Origin of the sequence: Pseudoalteromonas xiamenensis (assembly GCF_017638925.1) — a bacterium.
In the GTDB taxonomy this organism is placed as follows: domain Bacteria; phylum Pseudomonadota; class Gammaproteobacteria; order Enterobacterales; family Alteromonadaceae; genus Pseudoalteromonas; species Pseudoalteromonas xiamenensis.
This window is the reverse complement of sequence record NZ_CP072133.1, coordinates 1,599,727-1,616,494: the sequence shown is the minus strand read 5'-3', so window position 1 is coordinate 1,616,494 and position 16,768 is coordinate 1,599,727. Positions and strand designations below refer to the sequence as shown.

The following is a 16,768-nucleotide window of genomic DNA, read 5'->3' as shown; positions in this document are numbered from 1 at the left end:
ATCGCGAGCCAATGTTGATGTTTTTAAATGCACAACGTTCAGCTTACTAACGTTTAAAAGCTGAAGCTTTCTCTGATTCAATCAGCTGCGTCAAAGTATTGTCTACTGGTCTGAATTAATCATCCTGAGCCAAGACAGCGCCCAGCGCAGAAACTCTCGTTTCGATTTTGGGCGTGATATTAGAAAGCCTTGCATGAGTAGTGTATTTTTATAACGTTCAAGGTAGTTCAGTTCCTCGATGCGTTCAATGCCTTCGGCGACAAGGACAATGCCTTCATTTTGTGCGATGTCGACGAGTCCATCGACAATAACTTGCGAAAATCGATCCGTATCGATGTGTGACACCAATGAGCGGTCTAGTTTTATTTCATTTAAAGGTAAGGTTTTTAATTGACTTAGGTTAGTAAACCCTGTGCCGTAATCATCCAGTGAGATATCAAAGCCCCGCATACGAAGTCGGTTTAGTGTTTCTAACTGAAGTGGGCGATTTAAGGGTTGATGTTCTGTAATTTCTAAAATGATGTTTTCCGGTTTTAGATGATTGAGTTCTAGTATTAGTGCCAGCTTGTCAGGGCAGCCGTAATCATCTAATTGCAATGGCGACAAATTGAAAGCGAGTTTAACTTCGCCATGTAAGGTTTGGCGAATTTCTTGGAAGTCTTCAGTCGCTTTTTCAAATAGCTGGAATGTAATTAGGTTTATAAGATCGAGATCTTCAGCAACGCCAATAAAGCGATCGGGTAAGATCAGTTGCCCAGTTTCGTTGGATACGATGCGAGCCAGTACTTCAACACTTGTGATGCGTTTTGTTGCTCGGTTGATTTTGGGTTGGTAAAACGGCGTGATTTCATTTTTACTGATAGCATCGAGCAGCAGGTCTTCCGTAATTGGCTGATTGGCTTGCTCAACAGGCTCTATGAAAAGTTTTAATTTTTCTAATACTCGGCTGACTTCACTTAATTGTACTGGTTTAGATATATTGCCAAGGAGATGAGTGCTGTGAAACCGAGCGAGATTGGCAGCCAATTCGATGATTTTGGAATCCATTTCAGAAATGATAACGATGCCACCCTGAAACTTACATTCACCAAGCTGGCGAATAAATTCCATTCCGTCCATTTCAGGCATATTTAAATCGGTAAAGACGGCATCGTAACCTAGAGGGCGCTTTTTAATGAGTGCAAGTGCATCAATCGCGGAATTACACATCGTTGCGTTGGTCACGTCCAACTCTGTCATAATGGCTTGCATGACCAATAAAATCGCGGGTGAATCATCAACTATTAAGATCCGCGTCTCTGAATTTTGCATGCTAGCTCCCCTGCTATCAACGGATAAATCTAATACTAAGTGTAGTAGAGTTCCTTATCTTGTCATCAATTTTGCTCAGAAAATGGACGATGGCATGGTGGAAGAAGCACGCTTTTTGCTAACGTAATGCAATTTATAAACTTAATACCAAATTCAACGTGTGGCGTTGTGAGTTTTGGATCAAGTTGCGATAATGGAACCACGTCGTCGAGATATAAACAACAATGAATAGAATCGAATTACACCTTGCGAATAAGCCGTGTCATGTTTTGTATAACCAACATGATATCCTGCAAGTTTACGTTGATCAGCAAGCATTACCTCTCAACTCCATTGATGCGAACAAATACCAAGTCGAAATCGATGGTCAACAAGTCATTTTGAATGCGCAGCATTTGGCAGAGGGGGTTTTACTCGTACAGATTGGCAACGACCCTGAATTTGCAGCTGAAGTTAACCATTTTAACGTTGAAGGTCGAGGAGGAAAACTCGGTGTTTTAGCGCTGGTATTTAAGCTGTTTAAAAGTACCAAAGTAATTAAGGCGGCACTTGCTGGCGCGTCTGTCGCAGGCTATGCATGGTTATTTAGCTGGCAATTTGCACTGATGTTGGTGCTATGTTTGGTCGTTCATGAATACGGTCACGTTCGTGCCATGCAATATTTTGGCATTAAGACCAAAGGGATTTATCTAATTCCATTCGTTGGTGGTTTGGCTGTGTCCGATGAAAAAATCACCACGCGCTGGCAGGATGTTGTGATCTCCCTAATGGGGCCTGCATTTGGATTGCTCACCTCATTTTTAGGGGTTGCGTTATATTACGCGACTGAACTCGAAGTGTTTGCAGGTGTTGCTGCGCTCAGTGCGTTGATTAATTTATTCAATCTATTGCCAATGTTGCCACTTGATGGTGGACATGTGCTGAAAAGCATCAGTTTCTCTTCCCGTTCTTGGGTTGGTTTAACCTTGTGCTTAGGTGGTGTACTGTTTGGATTATGGCTAAGTTACACGTTTGGCCTTACGTTGCTCGTCTTATTTTTATTTTTGGGCACGCTTGAAATTATCTTTGAATGGCGAATGAGGAATTTGTCGCATTTGTTACCGTTAAATACATACGGACAAGTCGTGTCTGCGCTTATGTATTTATTGGTGGTGCTAGGCCATTTGGCTGTTATTTTCCATTTTGCCGATTCAGAGCATCCAATATTGAGTTTACCAGTTAAGATTCTGTCTAGCTGAGACTGCTGATAAGTAAGCGGATAGATGGCTTTTAGTCCTCTATCCGTTGATTCGGATCCACTAAGCTGGAATGAAGGTCAGGCACAGCGCGATGATAGCACCTGTAACGAAGAGCTGAACAAGACAAAAACCCATAATGTCCTTTGCACGTAAACCCGCAATGGCAAGTACCGGCAACGCCCAAAATGGCTGAATTAGATTCGTCCATGCATCTCCCCAAGCCACTGCCATCGCGACTTTCGGTATATTTGCTCCCAATTCAAGCGCCGCTGGCAGCACGATAGGGGCTTGAACTGCCCATTGGCCACCACCTGATGGAACCATGATGTTAATGAGTCCTGCACTTAGAAAACTCCAAAGTGGCAAAGTCTGCGCATCGCTGATGTTAATAAAACCCTGAGCGATGGATGCGGCTAATCCTGTTTTTACCATGACGGCCATAAGCGCCGCGTAAAAGGGAAATTGAATAATGATCCCCGCGCTGCCTTTTACTGCTTCATTTAGGCTACGAAGTAAGTTTGCCGCAGATTGATGGAGTGTAATTGATAAAAATAAAAATAGGGCGATGACGCTGTTTAAGTTGAGCGTTCCTGCTTGTTGGACAAAATAAACAAGCAGGTAAACTAGCCCCAAGAGACCGATGGTAGTGCCTAACACTTTGCTTTGTTCAATACGCTCTGCTGGTGTTGTCGCCTTTGGTATATCGATAGGTACTTCGTTTAGTTTTGATGCAGAAACGATGATTTGCTCTGACTCTGGCGGGAGTAAAGCGCGGTTGAGTATCGGTAATACGATAAGGAGTGCAATTAATATAATTAAGTTGAACGGTGCAAACAGCGTTGATTCAGTGTTGATGATTCCTATCAAATCGCTAGTGAAATGGGATGGTGTAGCGATAGTAAGCGGCACTGATCCGGAAAGACCACCGTGCCAAACAATAAATCCCGAATAACTGCTGGCAATCAGTACTCGATAGTCAACGGTTACACGTTGCGCAAGGGCTTTGGCAAAGAGCACGCCAACAACAAGACCAAATCCCCAATTGATCCAACTAGCAAGCATAGAAACGACGGTGACCAGCAGAATCGCTTGACCACCACTTTTGGGTTTTTCAGCAATTGCATCAAGGAGTTTGATACATGCAGGGGTATTGGCTAACATGTAACCACATAGCAGGACGAGCACCATTTGCATTGAAAAGGTGAGTAGATTCCAAAAGCCACTCCCCCATATTTGCAAGACGTCAAGAGCTGAAGTGGGCGTAGCGAGCGTCGCAATCGCTAAGACCATGAAGGTGAGCAAGATAACGAAAACAAATGGGTCTGGTAAAAAGCGCTCCACACATTTTGTGAAAGGCTTTGCGATGTGGTTGAGCATATTGAGCAAATCCTGTTACTTTTGACTAATAATTAGTAAAACACACAAGGAATATCATTATTAGTGTTTTTATTATTTTAAATCATGTTGATTTTAAAGGAGTTTAAGAGTTGGCATGAAAACTGTAAACATTCCAATAAACGTAAAGAAAACAAAGTAAGAATAGTGAGGTTACTATGGCAGGACAAGGTTCAGGCGGAAATGTATTGGCTGCAATCTGTAATGTGTTTTTTCCAGGGTTAGGGCAACTCGTTCAAGGTCGTGTTTTAGCTGCTTTGATCTTCGCCATTGTTTTTGTTGGTGGTGCGGCGTTGTGGTGGCTAGTTGTTCCAGGCATTATTGCTGCAATTGTCTATGTGTGGGCAATCATTGATGCAGCCAAGTATGACCCGAATCGATAGCGATGATGATAGGGTGTGCAAAGAGTTAGGCGAGTAAAACGGCCTAGCTCAATGCCGACCACATTAGGGTGTTAAAATACTTATCCAACCACTGAGTGTTAACGCACTTAACATAGTTGAAAGTACCACTCCTCCAGCCAATTGAGGCTGCATAGTATTAAGCTGACGTGAAACTAAATAAGCGTTAACGCCAAGTGGCGCTGCACTCATGAGTGTGACCACTGCAATTTGTTGTGATGTTAGCGCGAATCCATATTTAGCCAGAGCAAAGACACTTGCAGGTAAAAGTATCAATTTAATGAGACTGATTAATGCCGCTTCTTTCCACATAGATCCAATTTGGTAGTAGCTTAGGTTAGCACCTAAGACAAACAGTGCGCCTGCCAGCGCAGGTTGTCCAGCCAAAGTCATGGCATCAAGCAACACAGATGGGAAAGGTGGCAAGAGCAAATTAGCTAAAATACCTAAAGTGATGCTGGCTACAATGGGATTTTTCACCAAAGAAGACATTATTTGCCGTTTACTTGCTTCTGGGTTGCGAGCAAGTAAAAAGGTCATTGCAAACAGCAACGCACTGTGAAAAGTAATGATGACAAACACCATTGCACCAGCTTCTAAACCAAATTGCAGCAAGATAACTGGGAGCGCCACAAGCACGGTATTTGAGTAAGTACACCCCAACGCAAAAACCGCCATATCGACTTTTTTATAGGCTAACACCATGCTTCCTATTGCGTATACGATGACAAACGTGAGCACCACAGGTACATAGAAAGACAACATGCTCGCGAGATTCAATTGCGCGTGAAGATCCGCTTTCAACATATTGGTAAACAAAAAGATGGGCAGGATTAAATTAAAAATAAAATGGCGTATCCCATCGAGTTGAGCTGTGTTTACCCAAAGGCGTTTTGAACTGATAAAGCCAAATAACACGATAAAGGCGAGTGGGAAAATAGTGCTGAATGCGCTCATTTATATAGCTTGAATGGAGTTTTAATTATTATCCCAATCGAACATTGAAGTAGCAAGCAAAAGGCTATTTGCGTGAATAACTTGCCAAAAAAAGTGATAAACATATTTGATTATTCAATCTGTCTTTCTCGCAAGTGGCAAAGTGTTGACCTTCAAACCATGCTTTAGTAAGTCAGGCTTTTGGGTTCGAACAGGTGGGACTGCACACAGGAGTAAGCTACAATGCGCATCCATTTTTCGAGGAAGTTGTATGGAATATCAATTCATTCGAGATCCCCTCTTTGGGATCCGCTGTAAAATGACCGACGAGCACGTCTTAGTAGGGCGCTGGTTAAGCGATGAAATTGGCCCTGAGCGCGTTGCAGAAGTGGTCAAATGGATTGAACTAGTTGAACGTGAGCCTCAAACGCTGGTGGACATGGGGTCGGAAATACGTTTGACCTTAACTCGGCAAGAAGCATTATTAGAATCACATGCGTTATTCATGGACGACGAGAGCCTGCTAGATGCTTATCGAGATGATCAGCTTGAATTTGATGAAGAAGGATTAGTTGCGGCGTGTGGTTTTGAAGACTTCAAAGCGCTGATCCACGATTTCTCTGAATTCATCTCGAAGCGCTAGCGACGAGATGAATCAATACAGCCTTTTTATTGTGGTGGCTGTCCGTAGATCTGTTCCGCACGATTGAACAAAACCCAAGATGTAAGAATGTATTTGTCATTCGATTTAGGCATGTTTCCGCGGTGCGTATGCGTGAAGTAAGCAGGTGCAATCACCATTGAGCCTTTCACAGGTTTCAACTTTCTTTGCTGGTAAAAGAACTCAGTCTCTCCACCTTCTTCAACATCATTTAAATAAAACATAAACAAAACTACGCGATGCAATGCTTCGTTGTGCCCAAGTTGCGGATAAACCTCACTGTGCCAGTAAGGATAACCACCTTGATTAATCGGATATTTTTGTGCCTGTATCGGCCCTAAGCGGAATAACTGCTGCGTCAGTATGGGAAGCTGAGGTTTGGCCACTTCTTCAAAGTTATCAGCGGTAATGTCAACGGGTTGGCCTGTTTGTGGATGATACACTTTCAGTCCAAATGCTCCGATCATCATAAAAAAGTGTTCTTCAATGTATTCAAATAGGTATTTTGCCGTAACTTGTTGAATGTGTGTCAGTTGCTTGGCATAGTCAGGGAAAGAATTTAAATACAAATCCTGACTGACTTTTTTACTCGTATCAATGCCGCCAGAAGTACGGCCTTGAGTGATATGCGGGGAGTTATCAAATGTTTGAACGAATTGATCGCAAAAGTCTGCGCTTAACGCATTTTCGTAAATACGAATAAAATCAGTCATAAGAACCTAACTTGTTATTGGAATTTTTATGTATAAATTGATGGAACAAGTACACCCTCGTTTTAGCGAAACGGATGCGCTCGGACACATTAACAATACCGTAGTCCCTGTTTGGTTTGAAGCCGCGCGTACCCCAATCTTCAAAATATTTACACCAAACCTTGATCCAAAGCAGTGGAAGCTCATCATTGCCAAAATCGAAGTCGAGTTCAAAGGCGAACTTTTTTATGGTGAAGAAGTCGAGATCCGAACAGGGATAGAACGTATTGGTAATAGTTCTTATGTGATAGTTCAAGAAGCTTGGCAAGGGGGGCGCGCGTGTGCCGTGGGGAAAACCATTATGGTGCGATATAGTTTTGCAGATAAATCAGCGGTGTCCTTGTCAGAAGAAGAGCGTACGGGACTATCCGCATTCCTCATCTGAGTTTAAATAACGTGCAACTCTCCCTTTGAACATTTCGGGAGAATTGCACCCTTGCCAATCGTAGGCTCTACGCATTATTTAGGTTGCTTGAACTGGTGACCAAGCGCCGCGGAAATGCACGGTTTGACTTCGTATCGGTATCGCAAAGGTTGCGTTGAGTCTCGGAAAATTTCAACTATCTCAAAATCATTTAATTCCACAATACGACTCTGTGTATCATGCTCACAACGTGACTTTTCATCGGCTTCCTGAAAATAAACGAAATTCGCGATGAACTGTTTTATATGTTGGTCGTAGGCTTGCCCTTTTTGGCGGATCTTTGAGTTTCGTTCGCGTACTTTGTCCAATTTCAACTGGTTCGCACTGACGTTTTCCGGCTGGGGAGTTGGTGAGTCCTCTGATTGTAATTGAACATCTAAACTGATACCGAGCGGTTCTTCAGGTTCAGCGTCTTGTGGAGCATCCTCATTATTGACATCAATAACCCCATCAAAACCTCGCGCAATTCCGCTCAGCGTTTCATTTATACTGGTTGATAAGCCGCTCTCTTGTGTCATGGTCACTGCAGCCGCTAACAACGTTAGGCTAAATCCATAACGCACAATGCCGGTGATAAATGGAAAACGATAATCTGGTGAATGAAAATATTCATGGACACCTAATGGTCTTAATATGAGCAAGGCTAAAAGATACAGCGGCATAGCCAATTGCGTAATCAATAAGACAAACAAAGTGGTGATGGCAAACCATGAAGGGATGGAAAGTAATAGTGCCATATTGTGACTGTAGGGAAATTTGTCTGCATTTAGGCCAGTGATATCGTTGATCATGCCTGCAGCTTGAACTAAGGCATAATTGGCGACAAAGGCATAAAACAACAAGATGATTGCTTTACCCGGTAAACTTTCCCAAAAATGGTAGAAGCGAGGCCAAAATTCAACAACGAGCGCAATGAGTGCAATGAACAGTGCAAAATTTATAAAAGGATTCGAAAAAGTGGGTGGTGTCTCGTCCATCACTGGCAAATCGACAAACAACCCGTTAAGACAAATCATCAAAGCTGAAAAGTAACAACGTTGTGGAAATGTGAGGCTAAGCCAAAAAGATTTTATGCGGACGAGTCCAAATCGACTCGACCAGCGTTTTATGGGAGCGAGCAAGCGCATCATGTCATCCCTGTTTTTTTATTATGATGCGCTCATCTTAGGGTCTTAAAGTAGGGGTTTCAAGTATTTCCCTGTGTGAGATTGAGGACAATCAGCAACTGCCTCAGGTGTGCCCGAGATTAAGATCTGCCCTCCACCTGAACCGCCTTCTGGACCCAAATCAACAATCCAATCTGCCGTTTTAATCACATCAAGGTTGTGCTCAATAACGACAATTGTATTTCCATGGTCACGCAATCGATGCAATACGGTTAACAGTTGAGCGATGTCGTGGAAATGAAGACCCGTGGTTGGTTCATCCAATATGTATAGCGTCTTACCGGTATCACGTTTAGACAACTCTCTTGCCAGTTTTACACGCTGTGCTTCACCACCAGACAAGGTTGTTGCTGCTTGACCCAAGCGAATGTAAGACAAGCCAACGTCCATCAACGTTTTCAACTTCCGATGGATAGCTGGAATGTTAGTAAAGAACTCACATGCATCTTCGACCGTCATCTCAAGGACTTCGTGAATATTCTTACCTTTGTACAAGACTTCTAATGTTTCACGGTTATAGCGTTTACCCGTACAGACATCACAAGGTACATAAACATCAGGCAAAAAGTGCATTTCAACTTTGATCACGCCATCACCCTGACATGCTTCGCGGCGTCCGCCTTTGACGTTAAAGCTAAAGCGCCCAACTTTGTAACCGCGAGAGCGAGCTTCTTGGGTGCCTGCAAACAATTCTCGGATCCCAGTAAAAATTCCGGTGTAAGTTGCAGGATTAGATCGTGGTGTACGACCGATAGGGCTTTGATCAATGTCGATCACTTTGTCGAAATGATCGAGGCCTTTAATTTCTTTGTACGGTGCAGGCTCCGCGGTCGTTGCCCCGTTTAATTCTGTCTGCGCAAGCTGATACAACGTGTCGTTAATTAACGTTGATTTACCTGAACCAGATACACCCGTAACACACGTCATTAAACCGACGGGTAACTTTACATCAACGTTTTTCAAGTTGTTGCCACTTGCACCAAATAGTTCAAGCCATTTATCACTTGGTGCGTTGCGCTCTTTTGGTACTTCAATGCATTTAGTGCCAACAAGATATTGCCCAGTTAGAGAGTCTTTACATGCCATGATGTCATCACGAGAACCTTCCGCTACAACACGACCACCATGCACGCCAGCTCCTGGGCCAATATCGATAATATGGTCTGCCGCACGAATTGCATCTTCGTCGTGTTCAACGACAATGACGGTATTGCCAAGATCTCGAAGGTGCGTCAATGTGCTGAGTAGTCTGTCGTTATCACGTTGGTGTAAACCAATAGATGGTTCGTCTAGCACGTACATTACGCCAACGGTTCCAGCTCCTATTTGACTGGCAAGTCGAATACGCTGTGCCTCACCACCCGAAAGGGTTTCGGCACTGCGTTCGAGCGACAGGTAATTGAGGCCAACGTTGACCAAAAAGCTCAATCGATCTCGGATCTCTTTTAATATTTTCTCAGCAATTTGTGCTTTTTGACCGGTAAGCTGAATTTCGGTGAAAAACTGCAATGCGTCACCAATGCTCATTAACGTGACCGTTGGTAAGTTTGTTTTACCGATGAAAACATGGCGAGCTTCTTCACGTAGTCGAGAACCGTGACAGGTTGGACACGCTTGTGAGGTTTGGTATTTTGCCAGTTCTTCACGCACCGAATTCGATTCTGTTTCGTGATAACGGCGCTGCATGTTGTTCAAGATGCCTTCGAACTCATGATGGCGCGTTAATACATCGCCACGGTCATTCCGATAGTGAAAGGCTAATTTCGTTTTTCCACTGCCTTCGAGCACGACTTTTTGCGCTGCTGTAGGTAGTGAGTTAAACGGCGTATCTAGATCAAAATCGTAGTGTTCCGCGACAGATTGCAACATCTGAAAATAGTAGAAACTGCGTTTATCCCAGCCTTTGACTGCGCCTCCCGCTAAACTCAGTTCAGGATTATGAACAACACGTCTGGGATCAAAGTATTGTCTCACACCAAGGCCATCACAGCTTTGACAAGCACCTGCTGGGTTATTGAATGAGAACAAACGAGGCTCTAATTCTGTCATTGCATACCCACAAGTTGGGCAAGCAAAGTTCGCTGAAAACACCATTTCTTCGGAGAGTGATTCATCCATCGCGGCGATTTGTGCAATGCCACCAGATAACTCAAGTGCAGTCTCGAAAGACTCAGCCAAGCGTTGTTGTAAATCGGCTTTTACTTTAAATCGGTCAACAACCACTTCGATGGTGTGTTTTTTGTGAAGTTCAAGCGTTGGCGGATCGGATAAATCACACACTTCACCGTCAATTCGGGCACGAATATAACCCTGTGCAGCGAGCTGTTCTAACAATTTGACGTGCTCGCCTTTTCGCTCTTTAACCACCGGAGCAAGGAGCATTAATTTACTGCCTTCAGGCAGTGCAAGTACACTATCGACCATTTGTGACACTGTTTGTGCTGATAATGGCAGGTCATGCGTAGGACAGCGTGGCTCGCCCACGCGGGCAAACAGTAGACGTAAGTAATCGTATATTTCAGTAATAGTGCCCACTGTTGAGCGAGGGTTATGAGACGTGGATTTCTGTTCGATTGAAATGGCGGGAGAAAGCCCTTCAATATGGTCAACATCGGGCTTTTCCATCAAGGATAAAAATTGTCGAGCATAGGCGGAAAGCGACTCGACGTAGCGACGTTGTCCTTCAGCATAAAGGGTATCGAATGCAAGCGACGATTTACCCGAACCAGATAGGCCGGTTATCACTATAAGTTTATCACGAGGGATCGTCAGTGAAATGTCTTTCAAGTTGTGCGTTCTAGCACCACGTACTTCAATATTGTCCATGTTGACCTTGTATATTACTGAAACGTATAACTGTGATTTTGTACAGTATCGCATACTTTTTGAAAAAGTAGAGACTCTTTTTAAAAACCAACTAAGCTATTTAATAGAGTGAGTTAAACTACGACAAATAGATGTACCGAATTATTTTATTTGCGTGTTTTGTTTTCGTATTTAGCAGTTATGGCTGCGAAATAACAGTTCGTTTTGAACGATACGGAGTACAAGCGCAAAAAGATCCTGAATTGGGTTGGCATGGCCTTGATGTTGATTTTGCCAAAGCGTTACTTGAAAAAGCGGGTTGCAAATATCGTTTTGTCAGCACGCCTTGGGGTCGTGCAATTAAAATGCTGGAACTAGGTGATTTAGATCTTGTTTTGAGTGTGAGTGATAATCCAAAGAGACGCGCTTTTGCGTATTTTGTCGGCCCTCAACGTATGGAAAATATTGTCTTCGCAGTACATCGAGACGCTCCGGTTGAGTTGAATTCAATGGAGCAATTATTTGCGCTTGATAGGCCAGTGGCAATTCAGCGTGGGGCATTTTACGGTCAAAATTTTGAGACTCATTTAGCGGCGCTGAAAGATCCAGAACAGCAATTTATCTATGTTGCGGACAATAACGTTAAGATTAACTTGCTTAAAAATCAGCGTATCAGCGGTTTTCTAGAAGAAAAATACAACTTACTTTATCAGATAGAAAATAATCCAAACTTTTCAGAGGTGAGGATCAATACATTTATCGTGAATCAGGAGTCCGTGTATTACGCGTTTAGTAAAAAGTCCATCACGCCAGAACAACTCACGCAGTTTGAAGCAGCCTACATTGCGTTACAAAAAAGTGGTGAACTCAAAGCGATTTTGAAGAAGTACAAGCTAGATTAATTGTGTTAGACTAATCGCCGCTTTTTAAAACAGTAAACAATTCGGTAATTATGTCGTCAGCTGCGCTTAATCAATTGGAAAAACGCGCTGCCATTTCATTGGCCAGTGTTTTTGCGTTTCGAATGTTAGGTTTGTTCATGCTCATGCCGGTATTGGCAGTGTATGGACAACATTATCAAGATGTTTCCCCTCTGTGGATTGGTATTGCTATTGGCGCTTATGGCCTTACACAAGCGTTGCTTCAAATCCCAATGGGATGGTTATCCGATAGACTTGGGCGAAAGCCAGTTATCGTGGGCGGCCTCTGTGTTTTTGCGCTTGGTTCCGTTATTGCCGCGATGGCTGAATCCATTCATTGGGTCGCAGTCGGACGTGCATTGCAAGGGATGGGCGCTATCGCGAGTGCTTTGTTAGCATTGGCGGCAGATTTGAGTCGCGACGAGCAAAGGCCAAAAGTTATGGCCGTGATTGGTATGTGCATTGGCATGAGTTTCGCCGTTGCCATGTTACTTGGGCCGATGGTAGCAGCATCGTTTGGTGTTACAGGCGTATTTTGGCTGACAGCCGCGTTGGCACTTTTAGGTATAGGTATTATTTTGTTCCTTGTGCCCAATGCGGTTAGCCGAGCACCAAAAGGTGACACCGTTGCAAGTATCAGTGCAATTAAGCAGCTTATTAGAGATGGACAACTGATCCGCCTTGATTTTGGGGTACTCTTGTTGCATTTAACCATGACGACCCTGTTTGTATCTTTACCGGGGCAATTGATAAAAGATGGGCTTGCTGCAGAATCTCATTGGAAATTGTACATTCCCGTCTTTCTACTGGCGTTCGTGCTCATGGCCCCGATGATGGTTATCGCCATCAAAAAACAACAGGAACGCGCCGTTTTCCTATTGTGTATATCACTGCTCGTTTTGAGTACCGGATTGCTGAGCGTGCTGGCTACAAACGTTTGGGCAATTGCAGGCTGTTTGCTGATTTATTTCATTGCATTTAACTTTCTTGAAGCAACCATGCCAGCACTTGTATCTCGCTTAGCGCCAGCTGCACAAAAGGGCGCGGCAATGGGGATATTTTCCTCTGGCCAATTCTTCGGAGCGTTTTTAGGTGGGATGCTCGGTGGAGTGTTGGCGCAATATTTTAATGCGCAGATGGTGTTTGCGGCTTCGGCTATGGTTGGGTTAATATGGTTACTTATTGCTTGGGGAATGCAAATCCCTCAACGTAGCAAAGTGATCAATATTTTGGCCGATATCGCCAATGATAAGGCCGCACAAGAGCTTGCTGCGAAACTTGTCGCGCTACCAGGTGTATTGGAAGCGACAGTAGTGAACGAAGAAAATCGTTGCTATTTAAAAGTGGATGAAAAAGAGTTTGATTTAAACGCGGCAAGACAACTTGCTGGGTTAAGCTAATTTAGTTTGAGGAGACGGTGCCATGGCACGTGGTGTAAATAAAGTCATTTTGGTTGGTAACTTAGGCCAAGATCCAGAAGTGCGTTATATGCCAAATGGCAATGGTGTTGCGACGATCAGTATCGCGACAACGGATAGCTGGAAAGATAAAAACACGGGTCAAATGCAAGAGCGTACAGAATGGCACCGCGTAGTGTTATTTGGAAAACTTGCAGAAGTGGCTGGTGAATACCTGCGTAAAGGTTCACAAGTGTACATCGAAGGTCGTCTACAAACGCGCAAGTGGACTGATCAAGGTGGTCAAGAACGTTACACGACAGAAATCGTTGTGGACATGGGTGGCCAGATGCAGATGTTAGGCGGTCGTGGTGAAGGTCAATCAGGTGGCGGTTACCAAAATGCGCCTCAGCAATCGGCTCCGCAGCAACAAGGCCATTCAGGTGGTTATGCACCGTCACAGCCAGCTATGCAGTCTCAAGCACCGCAATCTGCACCACAACAAAATCAGTACAATCAAGGTGGTTATAGCAACAACCAAAACCAAGGCGGCTACGCACCAGCGCAAAGTCAACAAGCCTATGGTGGTTTTGCACCTAAGCCACAGCAATCTGGTCCACAAGGTGGCGCGAGCAACCCGATGGAACCACCAATCGATTTTGACGACGATATTCCGTTCTAATCGAGTAATGGATTGAATTTAAAAAAGAGCCAAGCATTTGCTTGGCTCTTTTGTTTTCGCTGCTTGCAGAACGTCCTCTTTTGAACAACACTTAGTAAACACTCACGCAATCTAGGTGCATTATGGCGAGCGATTTTTCGCACATTCGTACACCCGTTTTCACGTCGTTGATCTGGGTTGCTTTCCTGTGTGCATGGGTTGCTTCAAGCGCCTTTCTATACCATTCTCTTCATGCAAAATTACACCAGCAGGGTATTTCGTTAGTAAAAGAAATTGAAGAGGCATCACTGGACCCAAATAACCCATCAGATGTAGACGGAATTCAAACTATTTTAGAGCGCCGTGGCTTTTCGCTAGGTAGTATTGATGAGCAGTCGCAAGATTGGTTTTACAATAACGTGGAACATGAAGTCTTCACTGCGAAAGGGATCACTCTGACGCTCAAACATCCGACGATTGGTATTTACTATGCGCATTGGTTCGTCGTGTTAACCGGTTTGTTCATTGGTGTTGGCTTTGGCCTTTGTCGCTGGAATTTAAGACTCAATAAAAAATTAGCGATAGAGAGTAAGGTCAACGCCAGTCATCTCGTAAATCAATCACCTCAAAAACCAGACAGTGCCGAAACCGTCAATATGCTGTTGGTGGAACAATATGGCTTGTTCAGCCTTGTGAACTTTGACGTTAAATTACCGGAAGAGTGCGATGCTGAAACGTATTTTAAAGTCGTGTTGGCAAAGGCATTTACAAAATATCAGAAATGCCGTGTACGTTATTTAAATGATGGACTACTCGCTATAACGTTTCCGGTGGTACCTAAACCTGAAATACAGGATATGACCGCCGTTATTCATGAGCAGATATTCAAATCGCTGCGCAAATTTCGTCATGATTTGTCGCGTAAAGCCGTTAAAGTTGGCACATGCTACTATCCACATAAAGCAGAACAAGCCAAAGTGTATCAGTTGGCTCGGTCTGCTTTAGCTATCGCAACAAATAATCTCTGGCACCATTATCATTGCCAGCCTTTGAATCACACACAGAGTGAATTGTTTGAAGAGCAACAAGAAGTGCTTAACTACATTACTCGTGGCCGTTTTTTACTGCTGTTTCAACCACTCATTGGATTTGATCAACAGGATATCGTAGCAAGCGAAGCATTATTGCGTGTTCGGCACAGTAAAATAGGATTGATGTCTGCTAAACAATTTATCGTACACGTTCAAGAGCCGACCCATTTTATTGAACTAGATAAGCACGTCATTGGGCAGGTATTTAACCTGTTGAATAAAGAGCCATCAAACTTAGATGTCCATATTAATATTCATTGCATGAGCTGGTGTAGTAGTGATTTTAGGAGCTGGCTTTTGGCGCAATTAGCGGATTTTAAATATGCGTATCGTCTCGTGTTCGAAATCGCCGCGTTTGATTTCTACCAGTACAGTATCCAACTGCACGACATTTTTTGTGCATTACAAAAGTCAGGTGCACGTGTCATGGTTGATCATATCGAAAAACCTCTCGAAGTGAGTCGCTTTCGAGCGCTTCCTGCGGTCGTCGGCCTTAAACTGAGTGTTGAGTTAGTGCACAACATAGAAGTAGACCTGCAACGTCAGCGGTTGGTTAGAGAGATCGTGACCCAAGCGAAATTACTGAAGTTACCCGTTTTTGCTATCGGAGTTGAAACGCATCAAACACTTCTGTGTTTGCAGAAATTAGGCATAAAAGGCGCACAAGGGCACTACTTTAGTGAGCCGCTTCAGCAATTCTCTGATTCCGATCTTATATCAGGCCACGATACTTAAGCCCCATTAATCCCTGTAAACCGCCAGTGTGAACTGCGCAAATCGTGGTTTCAGGTGCGAAATAGTCAGCTTGGATGAGTTGCCAGAGTCCGTAAAACAGCTTACCTGTGTATATTGGTTCTATCGGGATATGATGTTGTTCGGTAAAAGCTTGGCAAAATGCCCACAATTCGGGTGTAAAGCGCCCATACCCACCCGCGTGAAATTGCTCAAAGAGTTGCCAATGTGAGTGTTGATGTAATTCTGGATATTTTTCGAGTATTTCGTCCTGCAAATGTTCATCTTTTAGAACAGCAAAGCCTAAAACACGCTTCGTTGCTTGCAACCCAAGCGCTAAACCTGCAAGGGTACCGCCACTACCGACTGCGCATGCAACGGTATCGCAAGGAGGTAAACTTGCAGCCAGTTCCAGCAATCCAGGTAGTGCTAATTGGTTACTGCCACCTTCTGGTACGACCCAGTAGTGAGGAAAGGATTGTTTGAGTTCTTGCAAATATTCATCTTCATATCGACGACGGTATGTCTTTCGGTCGACAGCAATTAATCGTGCCCCACACGCTTTTGCAATTTTGAGAGTCGGGTTATTGGCGTCAAGAGGTGTTCCTCGGACAATGATTACACTGTCAAGTCCAGCCAATTTACAAGCCATGGCTGTTGCATACAGATGATTTGAAAATGTACCGCCAAACGTGAGCAAACCTTGATATTGCTGTTGTTTTGCATGCTCAATGTTGTATTTCAGTTTGCGAAGTTTATTCCCACTGATGACAGGATGATTGAGATCGTCGCGTTTCACCAATAATCGAATTTTTTTCTCACTAAGCAAGGGAGATTGTAATACTTGTATGGGAGATTCAGGGTATGACAGCATCAGT

At 43.8% G+C, this 16,768-nt stretch carries 15 protein-coding genes; 8 read left to right on the top strand and 7 right to left on the bottom strand.

Going from position 1 to position 16,768, the window contains the following annotated elements; translation table 11 throughout:
• Positions 1 to 102: 102 nt before the first annotated feature.
• A complete protein-coding gene (locus J5O05_RS07825; protein WP_208844306.1) occupies positions 103 to 1,311 on the bottom strand; it encodes an EAL domain-containing response regulator in 1,209 nt (402 codons plus the stop codon).
• Positions 1,312 to 1,535: 224 nt separating this feature from the next.
• Between J5O05_RS07825 and J5O05_RS07820 the strand changes: the two genes are divergently transcribed.
• Complete coding sequence (locus J5O05_RS07820) at positions 1,536 to 2,549, top strand: metalloprotease (RefSeq protein WP_208844305.1); 1,014 nt, start codon at positions 1,536 to 1,538, stop codon at positions 2,547 to 2,549.
• Positions 2,550 to 2,609: 60 nt separating this feature from the next.
• Here J5O05_RS07820 and J5O05_RS07815 read toward each other — a convergent pair whose 3' ends face one another.
• Entirely contained in the window at positions 2,610 to 3,926 is a 1,317-nt protein-coding gene (locus tag J5O05_RS07815) for a short-chain fatty acid transporter (RefSeq protein ID WP_208844304.1), read from the bottom strand.
• A gap of 176 nt (positions 3,927 to 4,102) precedes the next feature.
• Between J5O05_RS07815 and J5O05_RS07810 the strand changes: the two genes are divergently transcribed.
• Positions 4,103 to 4,327, top strand: a complete 225-nt coding sequence (locus tag J5O05_RS07810; RefSeq protein WP_208844303.1) for a hypothetical protein — start codon at positions 4,103 to 4,105, stop codon at positions 4,325 to 4,327.
• 63 nt (positions 4,328 to 4,390) lie between these two features.
• On the opposite strand, the gene J5O05_RS07805 is transcribed toward J5O05_RS07810, so the two are convergent.
• Positions 4,391 to 5,302, bottom strand: a complete 912-nt coding sequence (locus J5O05_RS07805) for an AEC family transporter (RefSeq protein ID WP_208844302.1) — start codon at positions 5,300 to 5,302, stop codon at positions 4,391 to 4,393.
• Positions 5,303 to 5,552: 250 nt separating this feature from the next.
• On the opposite strand from J5O05_RS07805, the gene J5O05_RS07800 reads away from it, so the two are divergent.
• Positions 5,553 to 5,924 (top strand): YacL family protein, encoded by a 372-nt coding sequence (locus tag J5O05_RS07800; protein ID WP_208844301.1) that lies wholly within the window; start codon positions 5,553 to 5,555, stop codon positions 5,922 to 5,924.
• Between the two features lie 26 nt (positions 5,925 to 5,950).
• On the opposite strand, the gene J5O05_RS07795 is transcribed toward J5O05_RS07800, so the two are convergent.
• Positions 5,951 to 6,655, bottom strand: a complete 705-nt coding sequence (locus tag J5O05_RS07795) for a 2OG-Fe(II) oxygenase (RefSeq protein ID WP_208844300.1) — start codon at positions 6,653 to 6,655, stop codon at positions 5,951 to 5,953.
• 28 nt (positions 6,656 to 6,683) lie between these two features.
• Here J5O05_RS07795 and J5O05_RS07790 point away from each other — a divergent pair, with 28 nt between their 5' ends.
• Entirely contained in the window at positions 6,684 to 7,079 is a 396-nt protein-coding gene (locus tag J5O05_RS07790) for an acyl-CoA thioesterase (RefSeq protein WP_208844299.1), read from the top strand.
• Positions 7,080 to 7,153: 74 nt separating this feature from the next.
• Here the strand turns inward: J5O05_RS07790 and J5O05_RS07785 are convergent, their stop codons facing one another.
• Positions 7,154 to 8,248, bottom strand: coding sequence for a hypothetical protein (locus J5O05_RS07785; protein ID WP_208844298.1), 1,095 nt, complete (start codon positions 8,246 to 8,248; stop codon positions 7,154 to 7,156).
• Between the two features lie 42 nt (positions 8,249 to 8,290).
• A complete protein-coding gene (gene uvrA, locus J5O05_RS07780; RefSeq protein WP_208844297.1) occupies positions 8,291 to 11,110 on the bottom strand; it encodes an excinuclease ABC subunit UvrA in 2,820 nt (939 codons plus the stop codon).
• Positions 11,111 to 11,241: 131 nt separating this feature from the next.
• Here uvrA and J5O05_RS07775 point away from each other — a divergent pair, with 131 nt between their 5' ends.
• The 4 genes from J5O05_RS07775 to J5O05_RS07760 all read left to right on the top strand — a co-directional run bounded on the left by J5O05_RS07775 (position 11,242) and on the right by J5O05_RS07760 (position 15,893).
• A complete protein-coding gene (locus tag J5O05_RS07775; RefSeq protein ID WP_208844296.1) occupies positions 11,242 to 11,991 on the top strand; it encodes a substrate-binding periplasmic protein in 750 nt (249 codons plus the stop codon).
• A 50-nt stretch (positions 11,992 to 12,041) separates the two neighbouring features.
• Complete coding sequence (locus J5O05_RS07770) at positions 12,042 to 13,409, top strand: MFS transporter (RefSeq protein WP_208844295.1); 1,368 nt, start codon at positions 12,042 to 12,044, stop codon at positions 13,407 to 13,409.
• A gap of 22 nt (positions 13,410 to 13,431) precedes the next feature.
• The gene (gene ssb, locus J5O05_RS07765) at positions 13,432 to 14,088 is read left to right on the top strand and encodes a single-stranded DNA-binding protein (RefSeq protein WP_208844294.1); all 657 of its coding nucleotides are present in this window, start codon (positions 13,432 to 13,434) and stop codon (positions 14,086 to 14,088) included.
• A gap of 122 nt (positions 14,089 to 14,210) precedes the next feature.
• Complete coding sequence (locus J5O05_RS07760; protein ID WP_208844293.1) at positions 14,211 to 15,893, top strand: EAL domain-containing protein; 1,683 nt, start codon at positions 14,211 to 14,213, stop codon at positions 15,891 to 15,893.
• Here the strand turns inward: J5O05_RS07760 and J5O05_RS07755 are convergent.
• Positions 15,871 to 16,764: a 1-aminocyclopropane-1-carboxylate deaminase/D-cysteine desulfhydrase gene (locus J5O05_RS07755; RefSeq protein WP_208844292.1), complete on the bottom strand. Its 894-nt coding sequence runs from the start codon at positions 16,762 to 16,764 to the stop codon at positions 15,871 to 15,873. The genes J5O05_RS07760 and J5O05_RS07755 overlap by 23 nt on opposite strands.
• Positions 16,765 to 16,768 lie beyond the last annotated feature (4 nt).